Below are 22,513 nucleotides of genomic sequence, written 5' to 3' on the forward strand. Positions count from 1 at the left end.
TGAGTTTAAAATGTGATATATCATTGGTTAACTTATTCCTTTAAAAGTAAAAATGAAGTATGAAATTTTAATCAGTAATTAGACTGATTTCAAATATACAATGGCTTATTAAATAAATGAGAATTACTATGTGTCATTATTATTTATACTCACTAACTGTAAATAATGGTATTTTTTGTTTGAAATAGAAAGGAGTATAAATGAAAAAAATATTAGTTACTGGGGCAAATAGCTATGTTGGGATTTCATTTAAAAGATGGGTTGAGAAAAATCACTCTAATTATCTTCAAGTATCTACTGTTGGAATACGAGACGGGGAGTGGAAAGAAACTCCATTTACAGGGTATGACGCAATCTTGCACGCTGCCGGGATTGCCCACGTCTCGACGGACAAGAGTATGGAGGACTTGTACTACAAGGTGAACACGGACCTGACCGCGGAAGTCGCAGCCAAGGCGAAGCAGTCTGGCGTCAAGCAGTTCATCTTCCTGAGCAGCATGATCGTCTACGGAGATGCGACGAATGCGCGTTTCATCACGGCTGATACGATACCGAACCCGACCAACTTTTACGGGAACAGCAAGCTCCAAGCCGAGAACAAGCTTGCGGAGTTGGCAGACGAGATGTTCATGGTCGCGAACGTCCGGCCACCGATGATTTACGGGAAAGGTTCGAAAGGCAACTACGTGAAGCTCTCGGGCCTGGCTCAAAAAATACCTTTCTTCCCGAGCTATCAGAATAAACGCAGTATGATCCATATCGATAACTTATCTGAATTTTTAGCACGTATCGTGCTGAACGGGGATAGCGGAACGTTCCACCCGCAAAACAAAGAGTATGTCTGTACGACGAATCTCGTATCGACAATTGGATCAGTTCACGGTAACACCGTTCGAGGGATTGGATTGTTTAACAGTGTTATCGACAAACTGATTGACCGGAACGTGACGGTGAACAAGTTGTTCGGTGACTTCTCCTATGCCAAAGAGCTGTCGGTGTATAGAGATGAGTATTGCGTACGCGGTTTCGAAGAAAGTATCGTCGAGACGGAAAAGAATTAAGCCTTATTCGAACGAATACTTAAGAAAGCGACATAAGGCGTTTGAGAAGTTACGTCGCATTAGAAAGATTTTAAAACGACGAATTGATGACTCTTTAAACTATATCGATGAATTATAAAAAAGCAGATAGCTCTTTATAGAAGCTATCTGTCAATTATACGATTTACTTATTCATTTAACCCTTCAATCAATTTACGACTCCGCTCCTGAGACACATGCAGATAGCGTTCTGTTGTCTTGGTCGATGTATGGCCTAGCAGATCCGCGACTGCTAAAATATCATGACTTTGATTATAGAGTGTCGTCGCAAAGCTATGACGCAACATATGACTCGTTAAGTGGAGGCCGAGTTGGGCTTTCGCAATCTGTTTCAAATCATCGTTCACAAAGTTCGCCTGAACGACGCGTCCGCTTGGCATGAGGAAGACATGGTTGGAGTCTCCGACGTTTGGTCGGTCCTTCTCGATGTACGTCTTCAGTTCTTGGGCGAGTCGAGGCGTCATCGGGATCAATCGCGTTTTTTTGCCTTTCCCTTTCCAGACGATTAGGATGCTGTTTTCGAAATCGAGATGGTTCAGTTCTAAATTTAAAATTTCACTGATTCGGAGACCGGCGTCACCCCCGACGAGATAAATCGTATAGAGCGTCGTGTTCCGCGCGTGATACAGGACGGTATTCAGCTGGTCGCGACTGAGGATGGTCGGTTGTTTTTGGACGCTCTCGCGCGTGACGATCCGGCTGAAAGGGTTTTGTTTCACCCAGCGTCGTTCCATCGCGAACGTGAACAGACTTCGCACCGCCATGATGTAGGACCGGACCGTATTGTCAGCTTTGTCGTTGATGGATTGTTTGTAAGGGACGGCATGTTTCTTCTCGGTGACGTCTTGGATGTAGACGGCACCACGCTCTAGCGCGAACTGTTCAAAGCGTCGCAGCGTGTTGCGATACGATTTCAATGTCGTCTCGGGTTTCTCACGTCGAGTCTCCAAGTCTTCCAAATAAGCGGTGATTGCGTCATGTAACAACATTTTCTTCATCGTGTTCACTCCTTCATCTGGATTGCCTCTCGCAGTTCGCGTTGGACGTCCGCCTTGTACGCCCGGAGTCGGCTCGGGGAGTAAGGCAACGTCTGTTCGGTCCCGTCGATCAAGTGGCAGAGGAGTTCGAAATGGCGTGGTGACAGCAACATCCGTTGTTCGTCGAGCCAGTCGTAGAAGTGACGCTCGGACTCGATGCATTGTTCGGGCAGGCGTTCGGCCGCGACTTCATGTTTCAAGTGACGGGCGTTCTTTTGTTGGTGGTTCAAGATCGCTCCCCGGATGCGCTGGAAGCAGTACGTCTTCGATAACGTGCAGCCGCGGTTCAATGCCTCCCATAAAGCAATCCTTGCGATTTGGGCGCAGTCTTCTTGTTCATTCGGATGGATGTGTAAGTGGCGGATGACGTAACGAATCATCGGCTCCCACTCGTGAATTTGATCATCGATTGTGTTCATTGGTTGCTCTTTCTCGAGCGCTCGTTTGTTTTCCCAGGGTCACTTCGAGTATAGTCATTGATATCCCCGATGCACCAACGGCCTTATCGCACGTAAGCCTAGGCCTTATATCAAATATCTCCCTAAGATAAGGTATGGAGTCGAAAGGCGACCGTGGAGCAACATCCGAAAATTGAATATCAATGAATATTCTCCGCTTGGTCAAAAAAGGTGATTCGGCGATGGATGCCATCCGAATTAACCGTAAGTTGGCTTCGTTTGATCAAGCAATTTAGAAGTTGGACGCTCCGTGTAATCAACGCTGTTAAAATGGTTCTTCCTCACTTTTGATGAAACGCTCCATCTCTACGGTTATGTAGACATCGATTCATATCTCAGTAGAAGATCAGGCTTCAAGTGATATTCAATATTTTGATGCGCAACAGCGCCAATCCCGCCCGACCATACATTTGACGTTTGATCGTTTTCAGTCGATTGACCTGTCCTTCGACCATGCCATTTGACCAGGGCAGCGTCATCCCGAGCCGGATGGCGTCGACATCGCCTCGTATATAGGTTGCGAAAGAGGATAGTGGTGTTTCGTTCATCCGTTCCGCCTGTTCACACCACTTTAAGATATCCTGTTCAGACGTCGTCTCCCCGAAAAGTTCCTTGAATGAACGGACGAGCTCGTTCAATTGCTTCAAGAAGGGGTAGATGTCCAGTATCTTTAGGAGAAGTGGTTCGTTGGAAGGCTCGTCCTCCCAAAGGACTTTCTGGATGATTCGTCGATTGATGCTTATTTCGTGTGGGACTGCTTTTTTCAACTTTGCGACATAGGGTCGAAACGTACTGATTCCACGCGCATATCCTCTCCGGCTCAATGTCCGATGCATCCATTCTGTCGTCCTGCCTTGACGGATCCATCTGACGATGTCTCGTTTGTAGATGTCTGCGCTGTGTTTTCGGTGAGACCGATTGATCTTTGGTGGCTCAGTCATCTTCAGATATCTTCGGCATGTTTTCGGATCAATCTGGTGTCGTCGGACCAACGCGGAGATCGGGACACCTTGCTTGGCATCTTGTTGTACGGATTGAACGAGTGTCCACTTCCTTCTCTCGGCATCGGTCATCTCACGTTCGACGCTTAAATCATCCGGTTCGAGAAGAATCTTTTCGCTAGATGGAAGGCGCCGTTTCAAGATCTCTTCAATTTTCTTTCCTAAATTATGAAACAGGTGCCATCGGTCACTCACCTGTTGAATCGTCTCATCGGCCAAGCGGATGGCCTCCCGGAACTCGACCGATCCGTCCCGTGCCACGACCTGGACAGTTGGATGTGAACGGATCCAGGCACAGACAGTGTTGACGTCCCGAGAGGGAAGCAAGGCGATTGGGCGTCTGGTCTCAAGGTCGCAGATGATCGTCCCATACTTTTTTCGTTTTCTCCAGGCCCAGTCATCGATACCGATAACGCGAGGGGCAGGTCTCTTCACATGATGTTCCGATCGTTTCAACATTCGGAGTAGCGTACTATCGCTGATGTTGTTCAAGATACGTTCCAGCCCAATCGCACTCATCCCACTCAATAGCCTCAACAGGCCGCGTTCCAAACGAATTGTTCTGCGGGAGTGTGGTCGACATAGGGAAGGAAACCTTTCCGTGAAGATACCCGTGGGACAGGCAAGATCGTCACAGAAGAAACGTCTCGCCTGAACCCGTAGCTGCACATCCATCCCGAACACACGCTCATCCTTCAATGTTCTGATGTATCTGCTGTGGACACGGTATGAGCACTTTGTGCAACGGGGACAGGAGGCGCACGACTTTTTCCCATGACAAATGAACTGATATGCTTTATCGCAGCGGTTCACATCGACCACTTCTAGTTCTGGAAGAAGCTCGTCTAACATCATTGATCCCTTCAATCCTTTTAGTGAACTAATTCCCGAAGATGGGCTTCATCAAAAGTGAGGAAGAACCAATTTTAAACCGCTGTTGACACTCCGTAAATGAGCGTTCTTTTTTATGCGTATCCAGTGACAAATACGGGAAGAATTGTAGAGAAGTGGAAAGGGCGATTGAACCATACATAGGAGGCGATACCGTGAAGCGAGTGTTGATTACCGGGGAAACGAGTTTTGTCGGCGATTCATGCAAGCGTTGGATCGAGGAGCACTACAAGGAGCAGATTCACGTCGATACGGTCGGGATGCGTGACGGCGCATGGAGACAACGTTCGTTTGAAGGATACGATGCAATCTTGCACGTGGCCGGGATCGCCCATGTGTCGACGGACAAAAGTATGGAAGACCTCTACTACAAGGTGAACACGGAACTGACCGCGGAAGTCGCAGCCAAAGCGAAGCGGTCTGGCGTCAAGCAGTTCATCTTCCTCAGCAGTATGATCGTCTACGGAGACGCGACGAACGCGAAATTGATCACGCGCGACACGGTGCCGAACCCGTCCAATTTTTACGGCGACAGCAAGCTTCAAGCCGAGAACAAGCTCGCGGAGTTGGCAGACGAGACGTTCGTGGTCGCGAACGTCCGGTCGCCGATGATTTACGGGAAGGGCTCGAAAGGCAATTACGTGAAACTGGCGGGCCTTGCTCAAAAAGTCCCGTTCTTCCCGAGCTATCAGAATAAACGTAGCATGATTCATATCGACAACTTGTCCGAATTGTTAGCGCTCATCGTCTTGAACGGAGATAGCGGGACGTTCCATCCCCAGAACGCGGACTACGTGTGCACGTCCGACCTCGTCTCGATGATCGGTGCCATCCACGGCAACCGCGTCCGGCGCTTAGGTCTGTTCAACGGTGTCATCGGAAAACTCGTCGACCGAAACGTCACGATGAACAAGCTGTTCGGGGATTTCGCGTACGCGAAAGAACTGTCGGTGTATCCGCAGAATTATCACGTTCGTGATTTCTTTGACAGCGTCGTCGCCACCGAAAAGAATTGATTTGCCAGATTTTTTCAGTCAACCCATGACCGCTTTCTTCGACATGCTATACTAAGAAAAAAGCACAGAAATGGGTGGACTAGTTATGGGGAAGACGACACCACGGAACTCGAAATGGATGCGGACGTATAACCGCTCGCTCATCCTCCGGCTCATCCGGCTTCATCAGCCGGTGTCCCGGGTCGAGCTCGCCAAGGCGACGAATTTGACGAAGCCGACGATCTCGAACATCGTCAACGAATTAAAGGAAGAAGGACTGGTCAACGAGCGTGAGCTCGGTGTATCGAGCGGGGGACGGCGCCCGATCATGCTCGAGCTCGCGGCGAGCGACCGCTTCGTCATCGGCATCGACGCGACGCAACGAAAACTGCACGGCGTCGTGACGAACATTCACGGAGAATTACTTGACGAGGCGTGGCACGACGAGCGGTTCGATACGAACGAGGAGTTCATCGACGCCATCGTGACGCTATACATACAACTGGCCGGCAAGACTTCCGGGGACGTGATCGGACTTGGGGTGTCCGTCCACGGGATGGTTGAGGCCGGAGCGGGCGTCGTCTTGTTCGCGCCGCGCTTCCACTTGCACGACATCCCGCTGAAGCGGGAGCTCGAGGCGCGCCTGAAACAGCACGTCTTCGTCGAGAACGACGTCCGGACGCTCGCGCTCGGGGAGCTCTACTTCGGCGAGGCGATCGGCATCGACGAGTTCTTCTACGTCTACGCCGGCTATGGTATCGGCGGCGCCTACGTCCATGGCGGCGAGTTGATCGACGGCGAACACCATATCGCCGGTGAGATCGGCCATATGCGCATCATGCTCGAGGGGCCGATCTGCTCGTGCGGCAACCGCGGCTGCTTGGAGGCCGTCGCCGGCGAACGTGCCATCTTGAACGAGGCGCGAGAGCTCTATGACTTGACGCTCGACGGTATGCGCGACGCGGTCGGGACGAACCCGGACGTCCAAAAACTGTACGAGCGGGCCGGGGAATACGTCGGCATCGCGACGCTCAATATGATCCATCTATTGAACCCGAGCCGGATCTTGCTCGGGGGGCCGCTGTTCAACTACGCGCCACAAGTCGTCACGAACATCCAGGAACGCGTCGCCCAGACGGCGTTGACAATGGACGCGCGTCAGACCGACATCCGCGTCGTCCCGTGGAACGCCAACCACGGCGCGCTTGGTGCGGCCGCACTCATCACGAACCAGCTGTTCGGCGAAATTCAATGACTTCTTACAAAATAGGGCGTAAAAGTGTCTATGTCTCCATAACACACTTTTACGCCCTATTTTTAGATGGAAAACTGAAAATGAATTACGATAAAAAATTTAATGTCCTATCAATAAATCTATAATTTTATATATTGTCAAAAGTTTAAGGTACTTAACAAAATATTTAAGAATGGAGGTTATAGTTTTTTGCCTTCAATAGTTACATTTTTATTTGAAGTATCTGGGGTGTCTAGTGTAAATCCAACAAATTGATCTTCAACTTTCGTAATTATAGATGAACTATCACCATAACCTACTCCGGCAAATGTTTGTTCAAATAATTTTTGACGAACAGAAGTCGGCTTAAGAGTCATTTGATAATCTCCATGCACCCATTCTAATGAATTTGGTACATATGTTTGTGGGTGATATTGTTGATAACCTTCTTTATCCTCAAAACGCCCATAATTATTTAATGAGTTAATATATTTTTGTTTATAAGATTCATGTTCTTCAGGAGAATTCCATTGGAGTCGAATGCTATCAATAAAAATATATAAAAAAGAGAGATATTCATCAAAAACTAAAGGTGAGGCAGACTCACCATCTAACGTACTCACAGCATTTTTCATATTTAGAGTCATGCTTTCAGTGTTTGTTCCCAGGCTATCCAATTTTAAATCTAGTGTATATTTTTCTTTTGCAATTGAGTAGTTTCCTGTCGCTTCAATTTGAATATCGCTATCCATAGGTTTTAGTTCTTCAAAATATTTCAGAACCTGTTTATCGTCTTCACTAATAGACTCGTTATCGCTTATTGAGCCAACCCAGTCATAACTTTCCATCATATTGCTGTACTTTTCGATATCAAAAAGTTTTCGATTAGATAGCATTTTTTCATAGCCTTTTTCAGTAGTCATCTGAGCATATTCAATAATTTCTTGATCAGACATGGAAACAACTTCTTCCATTAGTAAATCTTCGTCATCATGATGATCTAAGTCCAAATCGTAGAAGGTTAAGTCATTTTTATCTGTCACTATTATTTTTTTCACAATTGATTCTCTAGTAGGACTGGCATCAGTCACATACCAAAGTGAGTACTCTTGAAGCCCATTGCTAATTGGCATAAATTCATCTGCGGTAAAACTCCTTGGGTCGTTTTCCATTCTTTGAGCTACATCTTCTTTCGATGATTCAGTTCCACAACCAGCAAGTAAAGTAAAAGCGCTTAAAATAGTTATTATTTTACTTTTAATTCTAAACAATGTTTAAAAACCTCCATTTTAATATTTTTTTAATTTAATTTTGTTTTAATTATACATTAATTAGAATGACTTATTAAGTTTTTCTCTTCGATTTTTTATTGAAACCGTTTACAAATCTAAAAACCATATGGTATAGTCTGTTTGTAGTTAGATAATAAATTTAATTTACTAAGTAAGGGGTGACACTCTCAAACGGGAAAGTGGAGGGGTAGACATGGACATAGAGACACCATTGCTGAAAGACAAGTTTCACGATATATTCGGTCGCTACGGGGCGACGCGACTATTCACAAGGGACGGTTCGACGTTCGATGAATTGGAAGCGTTCACAAAAGCGGACGGCGTCGTCGTCACCCGCTCACGGCGGGACGGCATCTTCCGGCTATATGACGAGGAGGCACGCGACATCCGCTTGTTCCGCGTCTCGGACTTGAACCAGGCCGAGCGGGCGAACAGCTTCGACGAACTGTTCGAGATGCTGCTCTGGCGCTTGAAGCAACAGGACGCGCTGCCGTTCGGGGCGGACCTGTACGTCGTCGGCTCGTACATAGACGACCATTGGCAGTTTGACTTGGAACTGATCGCGTACACGCTCACCCGGCTCGGGGATCAACCGATGCCAGACCACTTGATTCGGGAGCTTTGCCTCAAGTTGGTCGCATAACATTCAAAGGAGAATTGGACATGAAAAAATCGACAATCGCACTCGCATCATCGGTACTCGTCTTGTCATCATTGCTCGCAGCTTGCGGCGAGAAAGAAGAGGCGGCCGCGACGACAGAAGACGGCAAGCCGGTCATCAACTGGTGGGGCTGGGCGCCGCAACCGGAAGTCGGCGAGGCACTCGCCAAATCGTTCAACGAGTCGCAAGACGACTACGTCGTCAAGTTCAAGCGTCTCGAGGACTATGAGCAGCAACTCCAAGTCGCCATGCTCGGCGGCGACGGCCCGGACGTCATCGGCCTCAAGGAACCGATGATCCCGCAATACAAGGACCGTCTCGTCCCGGCGAAAGACTACATGGACAAAGCGGCCGGCGCGGGCTGGAAAGAAAAGTTGATCGAGCTCGGCGTCGAACAGACGACGGTCGACGGCGAACAGATGGCGGTGCCGGTCGGCTTCACAGGTCAGGCCTACCTCATGTACAACAAGACGATGCTCGACAAATACGGCGTGACGCCACCGAAGACGTATGACGAGACGCTCAAAGCGATCGAGACGATCAACGCCTCGGGCGACGCGGTCATCCCGATGCAGCTCGGCGCGAAAGACGCCTGGGTCGGCACGGACGTGTTCAACGTGTTGAGCCATCAGGTCGCACCAGGCTACATCCAAAAAGTACTCGAAGGCGAAGCGAAATGGACGGACAAAGAGATGGTCGAGACGGCCGAACTTTGGCAACAACTGTTCGAAGACAAAGTCTTCCAAGAAGGGGCGCTCGGCCTCGCGACATACATGGACGGCATGAACAACTTCTTCGACAAGAAGGCGGCGATGTGGGTCATCGGCTCATGGGAAGCCCACTCGATGACGACGGTCGAGAAGCGTGACAAGTGGAACAACTTCGAAGACGAGATCGGTTTCGTCCCGCTCCCGAACCTCGCGGGTGGCACCGAGCAACCGGTCATCGCCTCGATCGACATGGCGCTCGGCGTCAACAAAGAGTCAGAGCAGCAAGACGGCGCGGCCGCTTTCATCGCCTACATGACGCAAGGCGAGGGCCAAGCGCTCTACATGGAGAAGTTCGAGATGGCGCCAGCCGTCAAGGACATCGAAGTCGCGTACGAAGACAAGTTCACGTCTGACGTCGAGCGCGAATCGTACGAGATCTTGAACGAGACGGTGAAGAACGCCGTCGCGGGCCGCGGCATCCGTGACCCGAAAGTGTACGACACGCTCGGCAAAGAACTCCAGAACATCGCGGGCGGACAAGATGCGAAAGAAGCACTCGCACGCATCCAAGCCATCGCCGATCAAGGTAAATAATCGACACGAGCGCCAGTGGCCAGCCTGACTGGTGCTCGATTTTTTTAGCGGAAAGTGAGGGAACACTATGCAACACGCAACCGACTTAACGGAACAGGAACCAAAGCTGTCCGCAGTGCCGCCGAAACGGCCGGACCCGGTGAAGAAGAAGGCGCAGCTGAAAAAGAACTTGATCGGCTGGGCGTTCGTCGCCCCGACCGTCCTGTTCGTCATCGCCTTCATCTATTACGGTATCTTCTATAACGCGTATCACTCGGTGTTCTCATGGGACGGCATCTCGTTCGAGAAGACGTACATCGGGCTCGAGAACTTCGGCCGCATGTTCAGCGACCCTGAATTTTATAACGCGCTCAAGAACACGGGCATCTTCACCGTCCTGACCGTGACGATCCAAGCCGGGCTCGGGCTCGTCTTGGCGTACTTGCTCCACACGAAAGGAGTCGGCCGGACGTTCTTCAAATCGGTGTTCTTCTTCCCGGTCGTCCTGAGCCCGGTCGTCCTCGGCGCCGCGTTCTCGCAAATCTTCGACTTCCAGTTCGGTTACATCAACGAATTCTTACGCATGATCGGCTTAGACGCGTTCGAGCAGAACTGGCTCGGCGACCAAGACGTCGCGCTCTACTCGATCATCTTGATCAACATCTTCCAATGGACGGGCTCGTCGATGATCATGTACTACATGGCGATGCTCGCGATCGAACGGGAAGTGTTCGAGGCGGCCAACATCGACGGCGCCGGCTTCTGGCGCACGCTGTGGAGCGTCGTGTTCCCAAACTTGAAAGGGACGACGTTCACGCTGACGATCCTCGGGGTCATCGGTGGACTGAAGACGTTCGACATCGTCTGGATCTCGACGCAAGGCGGACCGGGCAACTCGACCGAGGTCATCTCGACGTACTTGTTCCGCAAGTCGATGCTGCACCAAGAGGTCGGCTACGCCAGTGCCGTCGCCATCATCTTGTTGATCATCGCGCTCGGCATCACGTACTTCCAGACGCGTGTGCAGAAGAAAATGGACTGAGGAGGGGTACCCATGGAAATTCAAACGAAAAAAGGAAGATGGCTCACCAATGTCGGCCTGTCACTTATGGCGGTCATATGGTTGTTCCCGATCTTCGTCATGTTCAAAGAGAGTTTACGGGTCAACGGCTTCAGTAACTATATCGCGACGTTACAGAACCCGAACTTTCCCCAGTTCGTCTTCAACAGCTTCATCGTCGCCTTCTTCATGATCATCATCTCGATCTCGTTTCTCGCCTTCGCGGCGTTCGGCTTCTCGAAGCTCGAGTTCGCCGGGAAACGGTTGCTGTTCAACCTCGTCTTGGCCGGGCTCATGCTGCCGGTCGCCTCGCTCATCGTCCCGCTCTTCTTCACGCTGCGGACGCTCGACGGGCTGAACAGTTATTGGGGCTTGATCGGCGCTGAGGTGGCGTTCTTCCTCCCGTTCGGACTCATGCTCATCAAGAGCTACTTCGACGAGCTGCCGAACGAATTGATGGAAGCGGCCCATATCGACGGGGCGTCGACGTTCCAAATCTTCTATAAAATCATGATGCCGCTCGCCAAACCGGCGCTCGCGACAGCGACGATCTACGCGTTCCTCAACTCGTGGAACGAGTACTTGATGGTGCTCACGTTCATGACGGACCCGGCCAAGCAGACAGTGACGCTCGCGCCGACGTTCTTCACTGAAGCGCTCGGCGGGGACCCGGGTAAACTATACGCCTCGCTCGTCTTGATCAGCTTGCCGACGATGGTGTTCTATATCTTCTTCCAACGCTTCTTGCAAAAAGGGATGACTTCGGGAGCGGTCAAATAATCGATTGAGGTGACTAACATGTATGTAGGAGTAGACTATTACCCAGAACAGACGGACCGTGCCCTGTGGGACACGGACGTCCGCTTGATGAAAGAGTTAGGCGTCAACGTGATCCGGATGGCCGAGTTCGCGTGGACGATGATGGAGCCGGCCGATGGCGAGTTCGACTTCGCGTTTTGGGACGAGGTCGTCGCCAAGTTCGGTCAAGACTTCGACATCATCCTCGGCACGCCGACGGCGACGCCGCCCGCTTGGCTGATCGAGAAATATCCGGACATCTTGCCGGTGACGGCTGACGGGGTCCGCATCAGTTTCGGGGCCCGGCGTCACTACACGGTCAACAGCCCGGTGTACCGCGAGTACTGCGAGCGCATCACCCGCAAGATGGCCGAGCGCTTCGGCAAGCATCCGCGCGTCATCGGCTGGCAGACCGACAACGAGTACGGTCACGAGAAATCGGACCGCTCGTACGGCGACGTCGACCAAATCGCGTTCCAAGCATGGCTACAAGACCGCTACGAGACGCTCGACGCGTTGAATGCGGCCTGGGGGACCGTCTTCTGGAGCCATACATACTCGGCATGGAGCCAGATTCCGGTCCCTCGCACCGTGTTCCAAGAGCACAACCCGTCGCTCCTCGTCGACTTCGATCGCTTCTGCTCGGACGCGTACCGCTCGTTCAACAAGCTCCAAGTCGACACGCTCCGTCCGCTCATCCATGACGATGCGTTCATCACGCACAATCTCGTCTATAGCGACATGGCGATCAACCAGCAACAGATGGCCCAAGACCTCGACTACGTCTCATTCGACAACTATCCGGTCTGGGGCGGGCTACCGGAGCCGAACCGGTTCGAGAAGACGGCGCACGACCACGATCTGTGCCGCTCGTCGAAACAAGGTAAAGGCTTCTGGGTGATGGAGCAGTTGAGTGGCGCCCAAGGCTGGAGCCGGATCGGCTACTTGCCTCGTCCGGGCCACATCCGTCTTTGGACACACCAAGCCGTCGCCCGCGGCGCCGAGGCGATCGTCTACTTCCGTTTCCGGGCCGCGCACTTCGGTACCGAGGAGTTCTGCCACGGCATCATCGACCACGACGGCAAGCCGAAACGTAAATTCGATGAAGTACAGGGCGTCATGAAAGAGTTGACGACGCACGGCGACATGATCAACGCGGCCGAATATAAGGCTGACGTCGCCGTCTATTACGACCAAGAGAACTTATGGGCGTGGACACATCAGCCGCACTCGGACGCGTTCAACTTCAAGCAAGAGTTCGTTCGCTTCTACGGGGCGGCCGTGCGCCAAGGCGTCAACACCGACATCGTCTTCCCAGGGGACGCGCTCGACAAGTATAAACTCGTCGTCGTGCCGCTTTATTTCCTCGGCAATGACACGTTCGACAAATCGCTCATCGACTATATCGAGAACGGCGGCCACGTCATCTTCACGTACCGGACCGGCGTCAAAGACCCGATCAACCGCTGTCACTTCGACACGCTCCCAGGCAAGTTCGCGACATACGCCGGTATCGAGATCGACGAGTACGAGAGCCTGCAGGCCGTCCAGTCGAACCAGGTTCGCCTAGGCGACTACGTGTCTGAGGCGAACATTTGGTGTGACTTGATCACGCCAAAAGGTGCCGACGTGCTCGCGACGTATGAGCAGGCGTTCTACAAAGGAACGGCCGCCGTCACGCGCCACACGTATAAAGGCGACGTGACGTACATCGGCTCATCGGTCGACGATACGATGCTTGATGTGATCTACAATGAGGCGCTCACGCGCGCCGGCATCGACGCAACGCGTCTTCCGGACGACGTCGAGAAAGTCGATCGTCACGGCGACGGTCACGTCATCCGCTTCTATATGAACCATTCGACGGACGTCACGTCGACGGTCGAGATCGGTGACGAATGGCAGACGCTCGACGGGGACGCGGTCTCGGGGACACTCGAGCTCAAACCGCTCGACGTCATTATGTTGAAACGGGAGGTGGGGGCATGATTTATCGCTTCGACAACCGGTTTGTCATCGAAGGGAAGCAGATTGCCTACGTGTTCGACGTCGACGACCGGGGCCGGCTCGTCCATCAATACCTCGGCGATCGACTCCATGAAACGGATTACATGGAACTACCAGATCGTCGGGTGTTGCACTCGTCGTTCGAGACACCAGAAGGCGTCGCCGCGTACGAGTTCGTCTCGTTCGGCGACCTCGTCTACACCGAACCGACGCTCAAAAGCCATACGGCGACTGAACGGCTGCACGCCTTCACGTTCCAAGACGCACGGATCGGTCACGACACGCTCGAGCTCGACTTGGTCGACTCAATCCAACAGTTGACGGTCACGCTCCACTTCACCGTGTATCCGGCGTACGACATCATTGAACGGAAGATGACGGTTCAAGCCGGGACGGACGTCACGCTCGAGAGCGCGCAGTCGTTCAGCCTCGGGTTGACCGAGCGCCCGTTGCGCCTCAGTCATTTTTCAGGGGCGTGGACGGGCGAGTTCCAACTCCAACAAGGCGAGTTACTCCCAGGTAAGAAGACGATCGAGAGCCGCCGTGGTTTGACGAGCCATCAAAGCAACCCGTGGTTCGCGCTCGACGACGCGGCGACGGAACAGCACGGCGAGGTCATCTACGGCTTCCTCGGTCATTCCGGCAACTGGGCCATCCATTTCGAGCGCGACCAGTTCGGCTTCACGCAAGTGACGGGCGGGCTCAACACGTTCGACTTCGCGAAACGGCTGTCTTCAGGTGACGTGTTCACGACGCCAGCGGCCTATATCGGCTACACACAACTTGGTTTCGGGGCGATGAGCCGGAACGCGCACGACTTCGAGCGCGACGTCATCATGCCGGAACGGACGCGCGAGACGCTGCGTCCCGTGCTCTACAACTCATGGGAAGCGACGTATTTCGACGTCAGCGAGGACGGTCAGAAACGGCTCGTCGATGAGGCCGCTGCGATCGGTTGCGAGCTGTTCGTCGTCGACGACGGCTGGTTCGGCGAACGGAACTCGGACGCGGCCGGTCTCGGCGACTGGCACGTCAACAAGACGAAGTTCCCGAACGGGCTAGAGCCGCTCATCCGCTACGTCGAGGACAAAGGCCTCCAGTTCGGCCTCTGGGTCGAGCCGGAGATGGTCAACCCGGATTCGGAGCTCTACCGGTCGCATCCCGACTGGATCTACCACACGAATGGACGCCCGTCGACGACGTCGCGTAACCAGTTCGTGTTGAACTTGGCGCTGCCGGAAGTCGAGGCGCACGTGACGCATCTGTTGGACGACCTGCTCGAGAACCATGCGATCCGCTACATCAAATGGGACATGAACCGCGCCTTCTCTGAACCGGACAGCCCGCATTTAGGTGACGCGAAAGAACTGTGGCTCCGTCATACGGAAGCGGTCTACCGCATTCTCGACACGCTCCGGGACAGACACCCGGACGTCGCCTTCGAGTCTTGTGCCGGCGGCGGCGGTCGGATCGACCTCGGCGTGCTCTCGCGCGTCGAACAAGTCTGGACGAGCGACAACACCGACGCGCTCGACCGGCTCGAGATCCAGGAAGGGTTCTCCTACGCCTATAACGCCAAGATGATGAGCTGTTGGGTGACGGACGCGCCGAACTGGCTGAACGCCCGCGCACTCCCGCTCAACTACCGCTTCGTCAGCGCGATGCAAGGCACGCTCGGCATCGGCGGCAACTTGCTCGAATAGAGCACGGAAGACCTAGCCGCGTCGAAGCGTTGGATCGAGACGTACAAGTCGATCCGCCCGCTCGTGCAGCACGGGACGAGCTATCGTCTCGCCTCACTCAAGAAACAAGGGTTCCACGCGATGGGCTATACGGACGGGGAGGACTATGTCGCCCTCGTCAACGCAGACCGCCGTCATTACGGCAACAACAAGTTGCGCCTCAAACTCGCCGGGCTCGACCCGGACCGCGTCTACTTATATGAAGGAAGACGTTTGAGCGGTCGCTACTTGATGCAACAAGGGATCACATTTACACAACAAATCGATTATGACGCTTACTGCCTGGTCATCCACCCGGCGTGAGCGATGGAAGGGATGGAGTCGTATGCTTGCATTTGATTTAGCACACCTGAACGAACAGTTCGAGACCGTGTTTTTGGCGGGGCCTGAGCGAATCTTCTTCGCACCGGGCCGCATCAACTTGATCGGCGAACACACGGATTACAACGGAGGTCACGTCTTCCCCTGTGCCATCACGTTCGGCACGTACGGGCTCGTCCGGAAGCGCGAGGACGGAATTATTCGCGTCTACTCGCTCAACTTCGAGGACGTCGGTGTCGTCACGTTCCCGGTGACGGACGGGACGTATGACGCCGGTCACGACTGGGCCAACTACGTGAAAGGGGTCGTCGCGCTCCTACGTCAAGACGGACACGACGTCGGAGGATTCGACTTCTTCCTCGCCGGCAACATCCCGAACGGCGCTGGATTGTCGTCGTCGGCCTCACTCGAACTCGTGACGGCGCTCATGATCAATGACGTGTACGGCCTCGGGCTCGAGCGAATCGATCTCGTCCATCTCGGTCAACGTGTCGAGAACGACTTCATCGGCGTCAACTCAGGCATCATGGACCAGTTCGCGATCGGGATGGGCAAGGCCGACCACGCCATCCTGCTCGATTGCGATACGCTCCATCACGACTACGCGCCGATCAAGCTCGACGGCTACGATATTTTGATCATGAACACGAACAAGCGCCGCGAACTGGCCGACTCGAAATACAACGAGCGCCGGACCGAGTGCGATACGGCACTCGGCCTGCTAAAAGAGCGGTTCGACGTCGCCTCGCTCGGCCAGCTGTCGGTCGAGACGTTCGAGACGGTCGCATCAGAACTCCCGGAGACGCTCCGGAAACGGGCCCGCCACGCCATCTCGGAGAACGAGCGGACGAAGCTCGCCTTCACCGCCCTTCAAGACGAAAAGCTCGACGTGTTCGGGCAACTGCTGAACGACTCGCACGCGTCGCTTCGTGACGATTACGAAGTGACCGGCGTCGAGCTCGACACGCTCGTCCAGGCGGCGCAAGATTGCGACGGCGTCATCGGCGCCCGCATGACCGGTGCCGGTTTCGGTGGCTGCGCCATCGCCATCGTCGACAAGACGTCGACGGAAGCGGTCATCCAGACAGTGTCGACCGTATACGAAACAACGATCGGCTACGCGCCGACATTTTATATCGCGTCCGTCGGGGACGGCGCGCGTGAACTCGTAGAGGAGGAAGTCAAATGAGTGTACTCGTCGTCGGTGGGGCCGGTTATATCGGCTCCCATGCAGTCCGCGCCTTGCTTGCGCGCGGGGAAGACGTGATCGTGATCGACAACCTTCAGACCGGGCATATCGAGTCGGTCCCGAAACAAGTCCGCTTCTATGAAGGCGACATCCGTGACCGTGCGTTCATGGACGAGACGTTCGCGAACGAAGACGTCACGGAAGTGCTTCATTTCGCCGCCAACTCGCTCGTCGGTGAGTCGATGGAGGAACCGCTCGCATATTACGACAACAACGTCTTCGGGACGCAAGTGTTGCTCGAAACGATGCGCAAACACGGCGTCGCACGGATCGTCTTCTCCTCAACGGCCGCGACGTACGGCGATCAGGACGAGATGCCGATTCGGGAGACGGCTGAAACGAATCCGACGAACACGTACGGGGCGACGAAGCTCGCCATGGAGACGATGATGAAGTGGTGTGACCGCGCCTTCGGCATCCGTTTCGTCGCACTCCGCTACTTCAACGTCGCCGGGGCTGATCCGTCGGGTGAAATCGGCGAAGACCACACACCGGAGACACACCTGATCCCACTCGTCCTCGAAGTGGCGAATGGACAGCGTGAGGCGATCACCGTGTTCGGCGACGATTACAACACGCCGGACGGGACGTGCATCCGTGACTACATCCACGTCCAAGACCTCGTCGACGCCCACGTTCGCGCGCTCGACTACTTGAAACGAGGCGGAGACAGCGACGTGTTCAATCTCGGTACGGAGACGGGACTGTCGGTGCTCGAAATCATCGAGGCGGCCCGCCGTGTGACGGGACACCCGATTCCGGTCAAGACGGGGACACGCCGTGCCGGCGACCCGGCGATGTTGATCGCGTCACCGGACAAGGCGAAACGCGTGCTCGGTTGGACGCCAGAGCGCTCGACGGTCGATATGATTCTCACAGACGCTTGGAACTGGCACGAGTCACATCCGGAAGGCTACAAACACGTAGAGGGGGCGAGACGATGATCGATGCAACGATTGAAGCGCTCGTCGAGGCGACGATCCGCGAGGAACTGATCACGGAGCAAGACCGCATCTACTCGCGGAACCGTGTGCTCGCGCGATTGAACAAGCTCGACTTTGACAAGCCGACGTTCGTGCCGCGCGACTCGATCCCGAACTTGCTCGAGACGTTGACCGAATACGCGGTCGAGTCTGGGCTCGTCGAGAATTTATTAGAGGAGAAGGACCGATTCATGGCCGAGGTCATGGACGTGTTCGTCTCGAAACCGTCCGAGGTGACGCGCACGTTCAACGCGCTCCGGGCAGTTGACGTCGAGGCCGCGACGAGTTTCTTCTATAAGATGAGCCAGGCGTCGAACTATATCCAGACGCAGCGGATCGCAAACAATATCACGTACAAGGCACCGACCCGCTACGGCACGCTCGACATCACGATCAACTTGTCGAAGCCGGAAAAAGACCCGCGCGAGATCGCGCGGGCCCGGCTGCAACCGGCGCCAGAGACGAACTATCCGACGGGGTTGCTCGCGATCGAGAACGAAGGTTACGGCGGACACTTGAAGCATCCGGCCCGGGCCAATCACCGCATCATCCCGCTCACGCTCGGCGGGGAAGAGTGGTCGTTCCAATACTCGCCGTACTTGTACTACAACGAACACTCGATTTTACTGTCGAACGAAGTGCGCGACATGGTCATCGACCGATCGGCGTTCGAGCGTCTGCTCGACTTCGTCGGTCAGTTCCCGCACTACTTCGCCGGGTCGAACGCGGACCTGCCGATCGTCGGCGGCTCGATCTTGACGCACGACCATTACCAAGCCGGCCGCTACCGGTTTGCGATGGACGATGCCGACGTCGTCGCGACGTACCGCTCGGACCGTTACGACCAAGTCGACATCGAGACGCTCGAATGGCCACTCTCGGTCGTCCGGCTCCGTTCGACGCAGCGTGAGCAGCTCGCTATGTTGGCGAACCAACTGCTCGGCCACTGGCAAAACTACGAGGACGGTGACATCGTTCCGTATACGGGCGACGTCCGCCACAACACGGTGACGCCGATCGCCCGGCGCCGCGATGGACGCTACGAGCTCGACCTCGTCCTTCGCAACAACCGGACGAGCGAGGCGCATCCGGACGGCATCTTCCATCCGCACGCCGACGTCCATCACATCAAGCGCGAGAACATCGGCTTGATCGAAGTGATGGGGCTCGCCGTGTTGCCGGCCCGACTCAAGACAGAGCTCGAACAAGTCGTCCGTTTCATCGAAGGCGAGGACGTCGAGGTCGCGGACATGCACAAGGCGTGGGCCGAGGAGTTGAAGACGAAGTCAGGTGACGCTCGGATGATCGTCGACCAGGCCGTCGTCGACAAGTTCGTCAAAGGATTAGAGGACGCGGGTGTGTTCAAACAGACGGTCGAGGGGCAGGAGCGCTTCACGGCGTTCATGAGCTCATTTTTGAGTCACGTCGATAAAGTGGAGTACGGCGCGTCGACTACGGGAATGAACAGGTAAACTAGTCGAAGTAGGTGAGCCAATGAGAGAAGCAACGATTGAAAACAAGAACGGGATGCGGCTGTCGGCGATCGAGTATGGTTGTGCCATGACCGAACTGACGGCACCGGACCGTGACGGCAACATGGACTCTGTCATTTTGAAATATGGCGACTTGGATCAATACCTCGAGAACCCGGTCTATTTGGGCTCGGTCGTCGGCCGTATCGCCGGAAGAATCCGTAACGCCGAGATTGATGGTGTGGCCTTGACCCCAAGCGAGGCCCCGCATCATATCCACGGCGGGACGGACGGTATCACGTCGCGGTATTGGGACATGGACGTCGACGGACAGGCGATTCAATTCATATACTTAAGTCCGGACGGGGAAGAAGGCTACCCGGGGAACGTCCGCTTCAAAGTCATCTATGAACTGACGGACGACAATGAACTCGTCGTCACGATGACGGCTGATACGGATAAACTGACGTGGGTCAACTTGAACCATCACAACTATTTCAACCTCGGCGGGCGACCGACGATCCACGATCACGTGCTGACGCTGCCGGCCGACCACGTCGCGCGCCTCGATGACGAGTCGCTCCCGACCGGGGAACTGCAGCCTGTCGATGCGACACCGTTCGACTTCCGCGACGGGAAACGAGTCGGCGAGGCGATCACGTCAGACGATGAAGCCATCGCGAAAGCCGGCGGGCTCGATCATCCGTTCATCTTGAAGGATGGGGTGGCGCGGTTGCACGACCCGGTGAGTGGACGCGTGCTCGATGTCGAGACGAACCAACCGGTCATGGTCGTCTATACGGCGAACTTCCTCAGTGAAGAAACACCGGTCACGCTCGAGGGACGGCAGAAGCATAGCGCCATCTGTTTAGAAGCCCAGGCGCTTCCAGACGCGCCGCATTATCCCGACATCGCCACATCGATCGAACTGAAACCGGGTGAGTTGTATCATTCGCGGACGGTGTATAAGTTTAGTGTTGAATAAAATGGAAGACCATCGGACCTGTCGTAGACAAGGATGATGGTCTTTTTTCTATTTACATATGATTTTCGATCAACAGCGAATCACTTCTTGTGAATATGGTCCAATGATATGTCAGATCCTGTCGAACGACATTCGTTATTTCTAAAAAATGTATTCCCTTCATTATGAAAGAATCATCCGGTATTTGATATGGACTTGATACACTAAAATCATAGATTAATTAATAGATCATACATAGTTCCATAATTCTATAAGAAGCGATCATCTTGAGTCACTCGTTCCGTAGAGATGAAGAAATGCAATTCCAATACTTTTAAGAGCGATTTAACAGTTACTCGGAAAGCTTGACTGGAGTAAAAACAACTAAGGAGGAACCGATGAAAACATATTGGCAAATCGCAGCAGGGAATGGAGAGGTCGATTTAGAAGAGTTATTTTTAAAGTTAAATGTTGCGCTGATTGGTCCTGGCCGTTTGGGTGAATATTTTGAGAATCGTACTACCTACGACCAGTTGCCCGACGGACACCTCGTCAAAAAGTTTGCATCTGAAGTTCAAGTAGGCGATGTTCTCGTTTTGAAACGCCTCGTTAATCCTCACACATAACAATGGGAAATCAAAGCGGTTGGGGAGGTCATAGGACCATATCGCTATGAAGCTATTTTTAGTCAAGTTACTACTCATAGCTGGGATGTTCAACATTGTCGACGGGTGAATTGGACCATTGCGTCGCCAAGTATATTTGTCACAAGCGGCGGTGCGCCAATCCGTCTTCAACGGCTGAGTGATACGAACCCGTTGCGTCATGCTGCGGAGAAACTCTTAAGCTAAATTGTCTGAAGAAGCCATCTTTCTACTTAAGGGAATGATGGCTTCTTTTGTCGAGTGATTATAGCGGCTGTCAAAAGCATAACGCCATCTGCCTCGAAGCGCAGGCGTTCCCGGACGCACCGAACCATCCGGATGTGGCGACGTCAATTGAGTTGAAACCGGGTGAGTTGTATCATTCGAGGAGGGTGTATAAGTTTAGTGTTGAATAAGTGAATTGGACCTCACTGCGCAGCGATGCGTAGTGGGGTCTTTGAGTGGTATCGATTAATATAATAGTAACGAATGTTACGAAGATGAAAGGAGGATCTAAATGCGACACGAATCGATTGAATAGGTCGTAGCGCGAAACATCAAGGCATACATCCGAGCTATCGGTAAAACGAACAAATCTGCTTATGAGCAGGCTGGCATCTCAAAGTCAACTTTCAAATGAAGTGGCATCGTTTGAAAGCGTCAAATAGACCGGCAAGATGTTTCGAGTCAGAAACGTCTCGTGGATGTAATCGAAGTAATAATTCAGTTGGCCGACCGACTCACTACAATGGAATTTATTCTCGATAAGGAGCATCAAATTCAGTGCAAAGATATCAATCAATAAGTCGATGGTTCTCGTTCGGATCGAATAATCAGGCGAGGACATTCGAGTGGCGAATTTCATATTGATCGACGCGAAGCACTTTGAGCGGGTTGAACTGATGGAACTGTTATGGAAGTTGTGTGAATAATGACCGTGGCCAGGAACATTTTCAGGAAAGTAGGAATAGAATAAGTAACATCTAAAAAGAAAAGATGAGACTATGATGTTTTGGTAATTACATAATGCTCTGTTTGGATTTATTGTATAATCTATTACATATAGTTACAAAAGTGAAATTGAAGGAGTGAATAAAATGCCTCGTAAAGTACGAAGTGATTGCACAGTAGGAACGTTTGAAAAAAAGAATGGTTTACCCCCGGGAACTATTCGAAATCCGAACGGCAGAGATACACGAAGCGATAAAAAGATTGGCACAATCAGAAAAGAATCAGAGCGTAAATGAATCGATAAAAGCTTTAATCATCTTGTATAGGTATGACGAGCACTAATCGAACGGACTTCTCAATTTAATAAGAG

Annotated in this window: 21 protein-coding genes; 16 read left to right on the plus strand and 5 right to left on the minus strand. The window is 53.1% G+C overall.

The features are described from left to right. The first annotated feature begins 200 nt into the window (after nt 1–200). A complete protein-coding gene (locus BJU60_RS08270; protein WP_070328419.1) occupies nt 201–1,061 on the plus strand; it encodes an NAD-dependent epimerase/dehydratase family protein in 861 nt (286 codons plus the stop codon). A 167-nt stretch (nt 1,062–1,228) separates the two neighbouring features. Here the strand turns inward: BJU60_RS08270 and BJU60_RS08275 are convergent, their stop codons facing one another. The 3 genes from BJU60_RS08275 to BJU60_RS08285 all read right to left on the minus strand — a co-directional run bounded on the left by BJU60_RS08275 (nt 1,229) and on the right by BJU60_RS08285 (nt 4,451). Beyond that, nucleotides 1,229–2,098: a tyrosine-type recombinase/integrase gene (locus BJU60_RS08275; protein ID WP_070328420.1), complete on the minus strand. Its 870-nt coding sequence runs from the start codon at nt 2,096–2,098 to the stop codon at nt 1,229–1,231. A gap of 5 nt (nt 2,099–2,103) precedes the next feature. Next, nucleotides 2,104–2,556, minus strand: a complete 453-nt coding sequence (locus BJU60_RS08280; RefSeq protein WP_070328421.1) for a sigma factor — start codon at nt 2,554–2,556, stop codon at nt 2,104–2,106. A 392-nt stretch (nt 2,557–2,948) separates the two neighbouring features. Continuing rightward, nucleotides 2,949–4,451: an ISL3 family transposase gene (locus BJU60_RS08285; RefSeq protein ID WP_083274077.1), complete on the minus strand. Its 1,503-nt coding sequence runs from the start codon at nt 4,449–4,451 to the stop codon at nt 2,949–2,951. Between the two features lie 191 nt (nt 4,452–4,642). Between BJU60_RS08285 and BJU60_RS08290 the strand changes: the two genes are divergently transcribed. Both BJU60_RS08290 and BJU60_RS08295 read left to right on the plus strand, forming a co-directional pair. Beyond that, the gene (locus tag BJU60_RS08290; RefSeq protein WP_070328423.1) at nt 4,643–5,503 is read left to right on the plus strand and encodes an NAD-dependent epimerase/dehydratase family protein; all 861 of its coding nucleotides are present in this window, start codon (nt 4,643–4,645) and stop codon (nt 5,501–5,503) included. A gap of 85 nt (nt 5,504–5,588) precedes the next feature. Further along, the gene (locus BJU60_RS08295) at nt 5,589–6,737 is read left to right on the plus strand and encodes an ROK family transcriptional regulator (protein WP_070328424.1); all 1,149 of its coding nucleotides are present in this window, start codon (nt 5,589–5,591) and stop codon (nt 6,735–6,737) included. 179 nt (nt 6,738–6,916) lie between these two features. On the opposite strand, the gene BJU60_RS08300 is transcribed toward BJU60_RS08295, so the two are convergent. Continuing rightward, complete coding sequence (locus BJU60_RS08300; RefSeq protein ID WP_070328425.1) at nt 6,917–7,987, minus strand: hypothetical protein; 1,071 nt, start codon at nt 7,985–7,987, stop codon at nt 6,917–6,919. Between the two features lie 214 nt (nt 7,988–8,201). On the opposite strand from BJU60_RS08300, the gene BJU60_RS08305 reads away from it, so the two are divergent. The 13 genes from BJU60_RS08305 to BJU60_RS15160 all read left to right on the plus strand — a co-directional run bounded on the left by BJU60_RS08305 (nt 8,202) and on the right by BJU60_RS15160 (nt 21,608). After that, nucleotides 8,202–8,651, plus strand: a complete 450-nt coding sequence (locus BJU60_RS08305) for a hypothetical protein (protein ID WP_070328426.1) — start codon at nt 8,202–8,204, stop codon at nt 8,649–8,651. 20 nt (nt 8,652–8,671) lie between these two features. Further along, on the plus strand, nt 8,672–9,973 hold the full coding sequence (locus BJU60_RS08310) for an ABC transporter substrate-binding protein (RefSeq protein WP_070328427.1): 1,302 nt from the start codon (nt 8,672–8,674) through the stop codon (nt 9,971–9,973). Between the two features lie 67 nt (nt 9,974–10,040). After that, nucleotides 10,041–10,994: a carbohydrate ABC transporter permease gene (locus BJU60_RS08315; protein ID WP_141737235.1), complete on the plus strand. Its 954-nt coding sequence runs from the start codon at nt 10,041–10,043 to the stop codon at nt 10,992–10,994. 12 nt (nt 10,995–11,006) lie between these two features. Further along, on the plus strand, nt 11,007–11,792 hold the full coding sequence (locus tag BJU60_RS08320) for a carbohydrate ABC transporter permease (protein ID WP_016507830.1): 786 nt from the start codon (nt 11,007–11,009) through the stop codon (nt 11,790–11,792). A gap of 18 nt (nt 11,793–11,810) precedes the next feature. Beyond that, nucleotides 11,811–13,799, plus strand: a complete 1,989-nt coding sequence (locus BJU60_RS08325) for a beta-galactosidase (protein WP_070328428.1) — start codon at nt 11,811–11,813, stop codon at nt 13,797–13,799. Next, entirely contained in the window at nt 13,796–15,520 is a 1,725-nt protein-coding gene (locus BJU60_RS08330) for an alpha-galactosidase (protein ID WP_254281674.1), read from the plus strand. The genes BJU60_RS08325 and BJU60_RS08330 overlap by 4 nt, the downstream gene beginning before the upstream one ends. Before the next feature lie 63 nt (nt 15,521–15,583). Then, nucleotides 15,584–15,862 (plus strand): GH36 C-terminal domain-containing protein, encoded by a 279-nt coding sequence (locus BJU60_RS15375; RefSeq protein ID WP_254281675.1) that lies wholly within the window; start codon nt 15,584–15,586, stop codon nt 15,860–15,862. Nucleotides 15,863–15,884: 22 nt separating this feature from the next. Next, on the plus strand, nt 15,885–17,069 hold the full coding sequence (locus tag BJU60_RS08335; protein WP_070328429.1) for a galactokinase: 1,185 nt from the start codon (nt 15,885–15,887) through the stop codon (nt 17,067–17,069). Beyond that, complete coding sequence (galE, locus tag BJU60_RS08340; RefSeq protein WP_070328430.1) at nt 17,066–18,073, plus strand: UDP-glucose 4-epimerase GalE; 1,008 nt, start codon at nt 17,066–17,068, stop codon at nt 18,071–18,073. Before BJU60_RS08335 ends, galE begins: the two co-directional genes overlap by 4 nt. Continuing rightward, nucleotides 18,070–19,584 (plus strand): UDP-glucose--hexose-1-phosphate uridylyltransferase, encoded by a 1,515-nt coding sequence (locus tag BJU60_RS08345; RefSeq protein WP_070328431.1) that lies wholly within the window; start codon nt 18,070–18,072, stop codon nt 19,582–19,584. The genes galE and BJU60_RS08345 overlap by 4 nt, the downstream gene beginning before the upstream one ends. Nucleotides 19,585–19,606: 22 nt before the next feature. Next, the gene (locus BJU60_RS08350) at nt 19,607–20,569 is read left to right on the plus strand and encodes an aldose epimerase family protein (protein ID WP_070328432.1); all 963 of its coding nucleotides are present in this window, start codon (nt 19,607–19,609) and stop codon (nt 20,567–20,569) included. A 377-nt stretch (nt 20,570–20,946) separates the two neighbouring features. Beyond that, nucleotides 20,947–21,174 carry a hypothetical protein gene (locus tag BJU60_RS15015; RefSeq protein ID WP_083274078.1) on the plus strand — a complete coding sequence of 76 codons (228 nt, stop codon included), beginning with the start codon at nt 20,947–20,949 and terminating at the stop codon, nt 21,172–21,174. 272 nt (nt 21,175–21,446) lie between these two features. Further along, a complete protein-coding gene (locus BJU60_RS15160; RefSeq protein WP_254281676.1) occupies nt 21,447–21,608 on the plus strand; it encodes a hypothetical protein in 162 nt (53 codons plus the stop codon). 209 nt (nt 21,609–21,817) lie between these two features. Here BJU60_RS15160 and BJU60_RS15380 read toward each other — a convergent pair whose 3' ends face one another. Further along, on the minus strand, nt 21,818–22,249 hold the full coding sequence (locus BJU60_RS15380) for a PD-(D/E)XK nuclease family protein (RefSeq protein WP_367946375.1): 432 nt from the start codon (nt 22,247–22,249) through the stop codon (nt 21,818–21,820). Between the last annotated feature and the right edge of the window lie 264 nt (nt 22,250–22,513).

It is taken from the genome of Exiguobacterium aurantiacum (assembly GCF_001766415.1).
Taxonomy (GTDB): Bacteria; Bacillota; Bacilli; order Exiguobacteriales; family Exiguobacteriaceae; genus Exiguobacterium; species Exiguobacterium aurantiacum_A.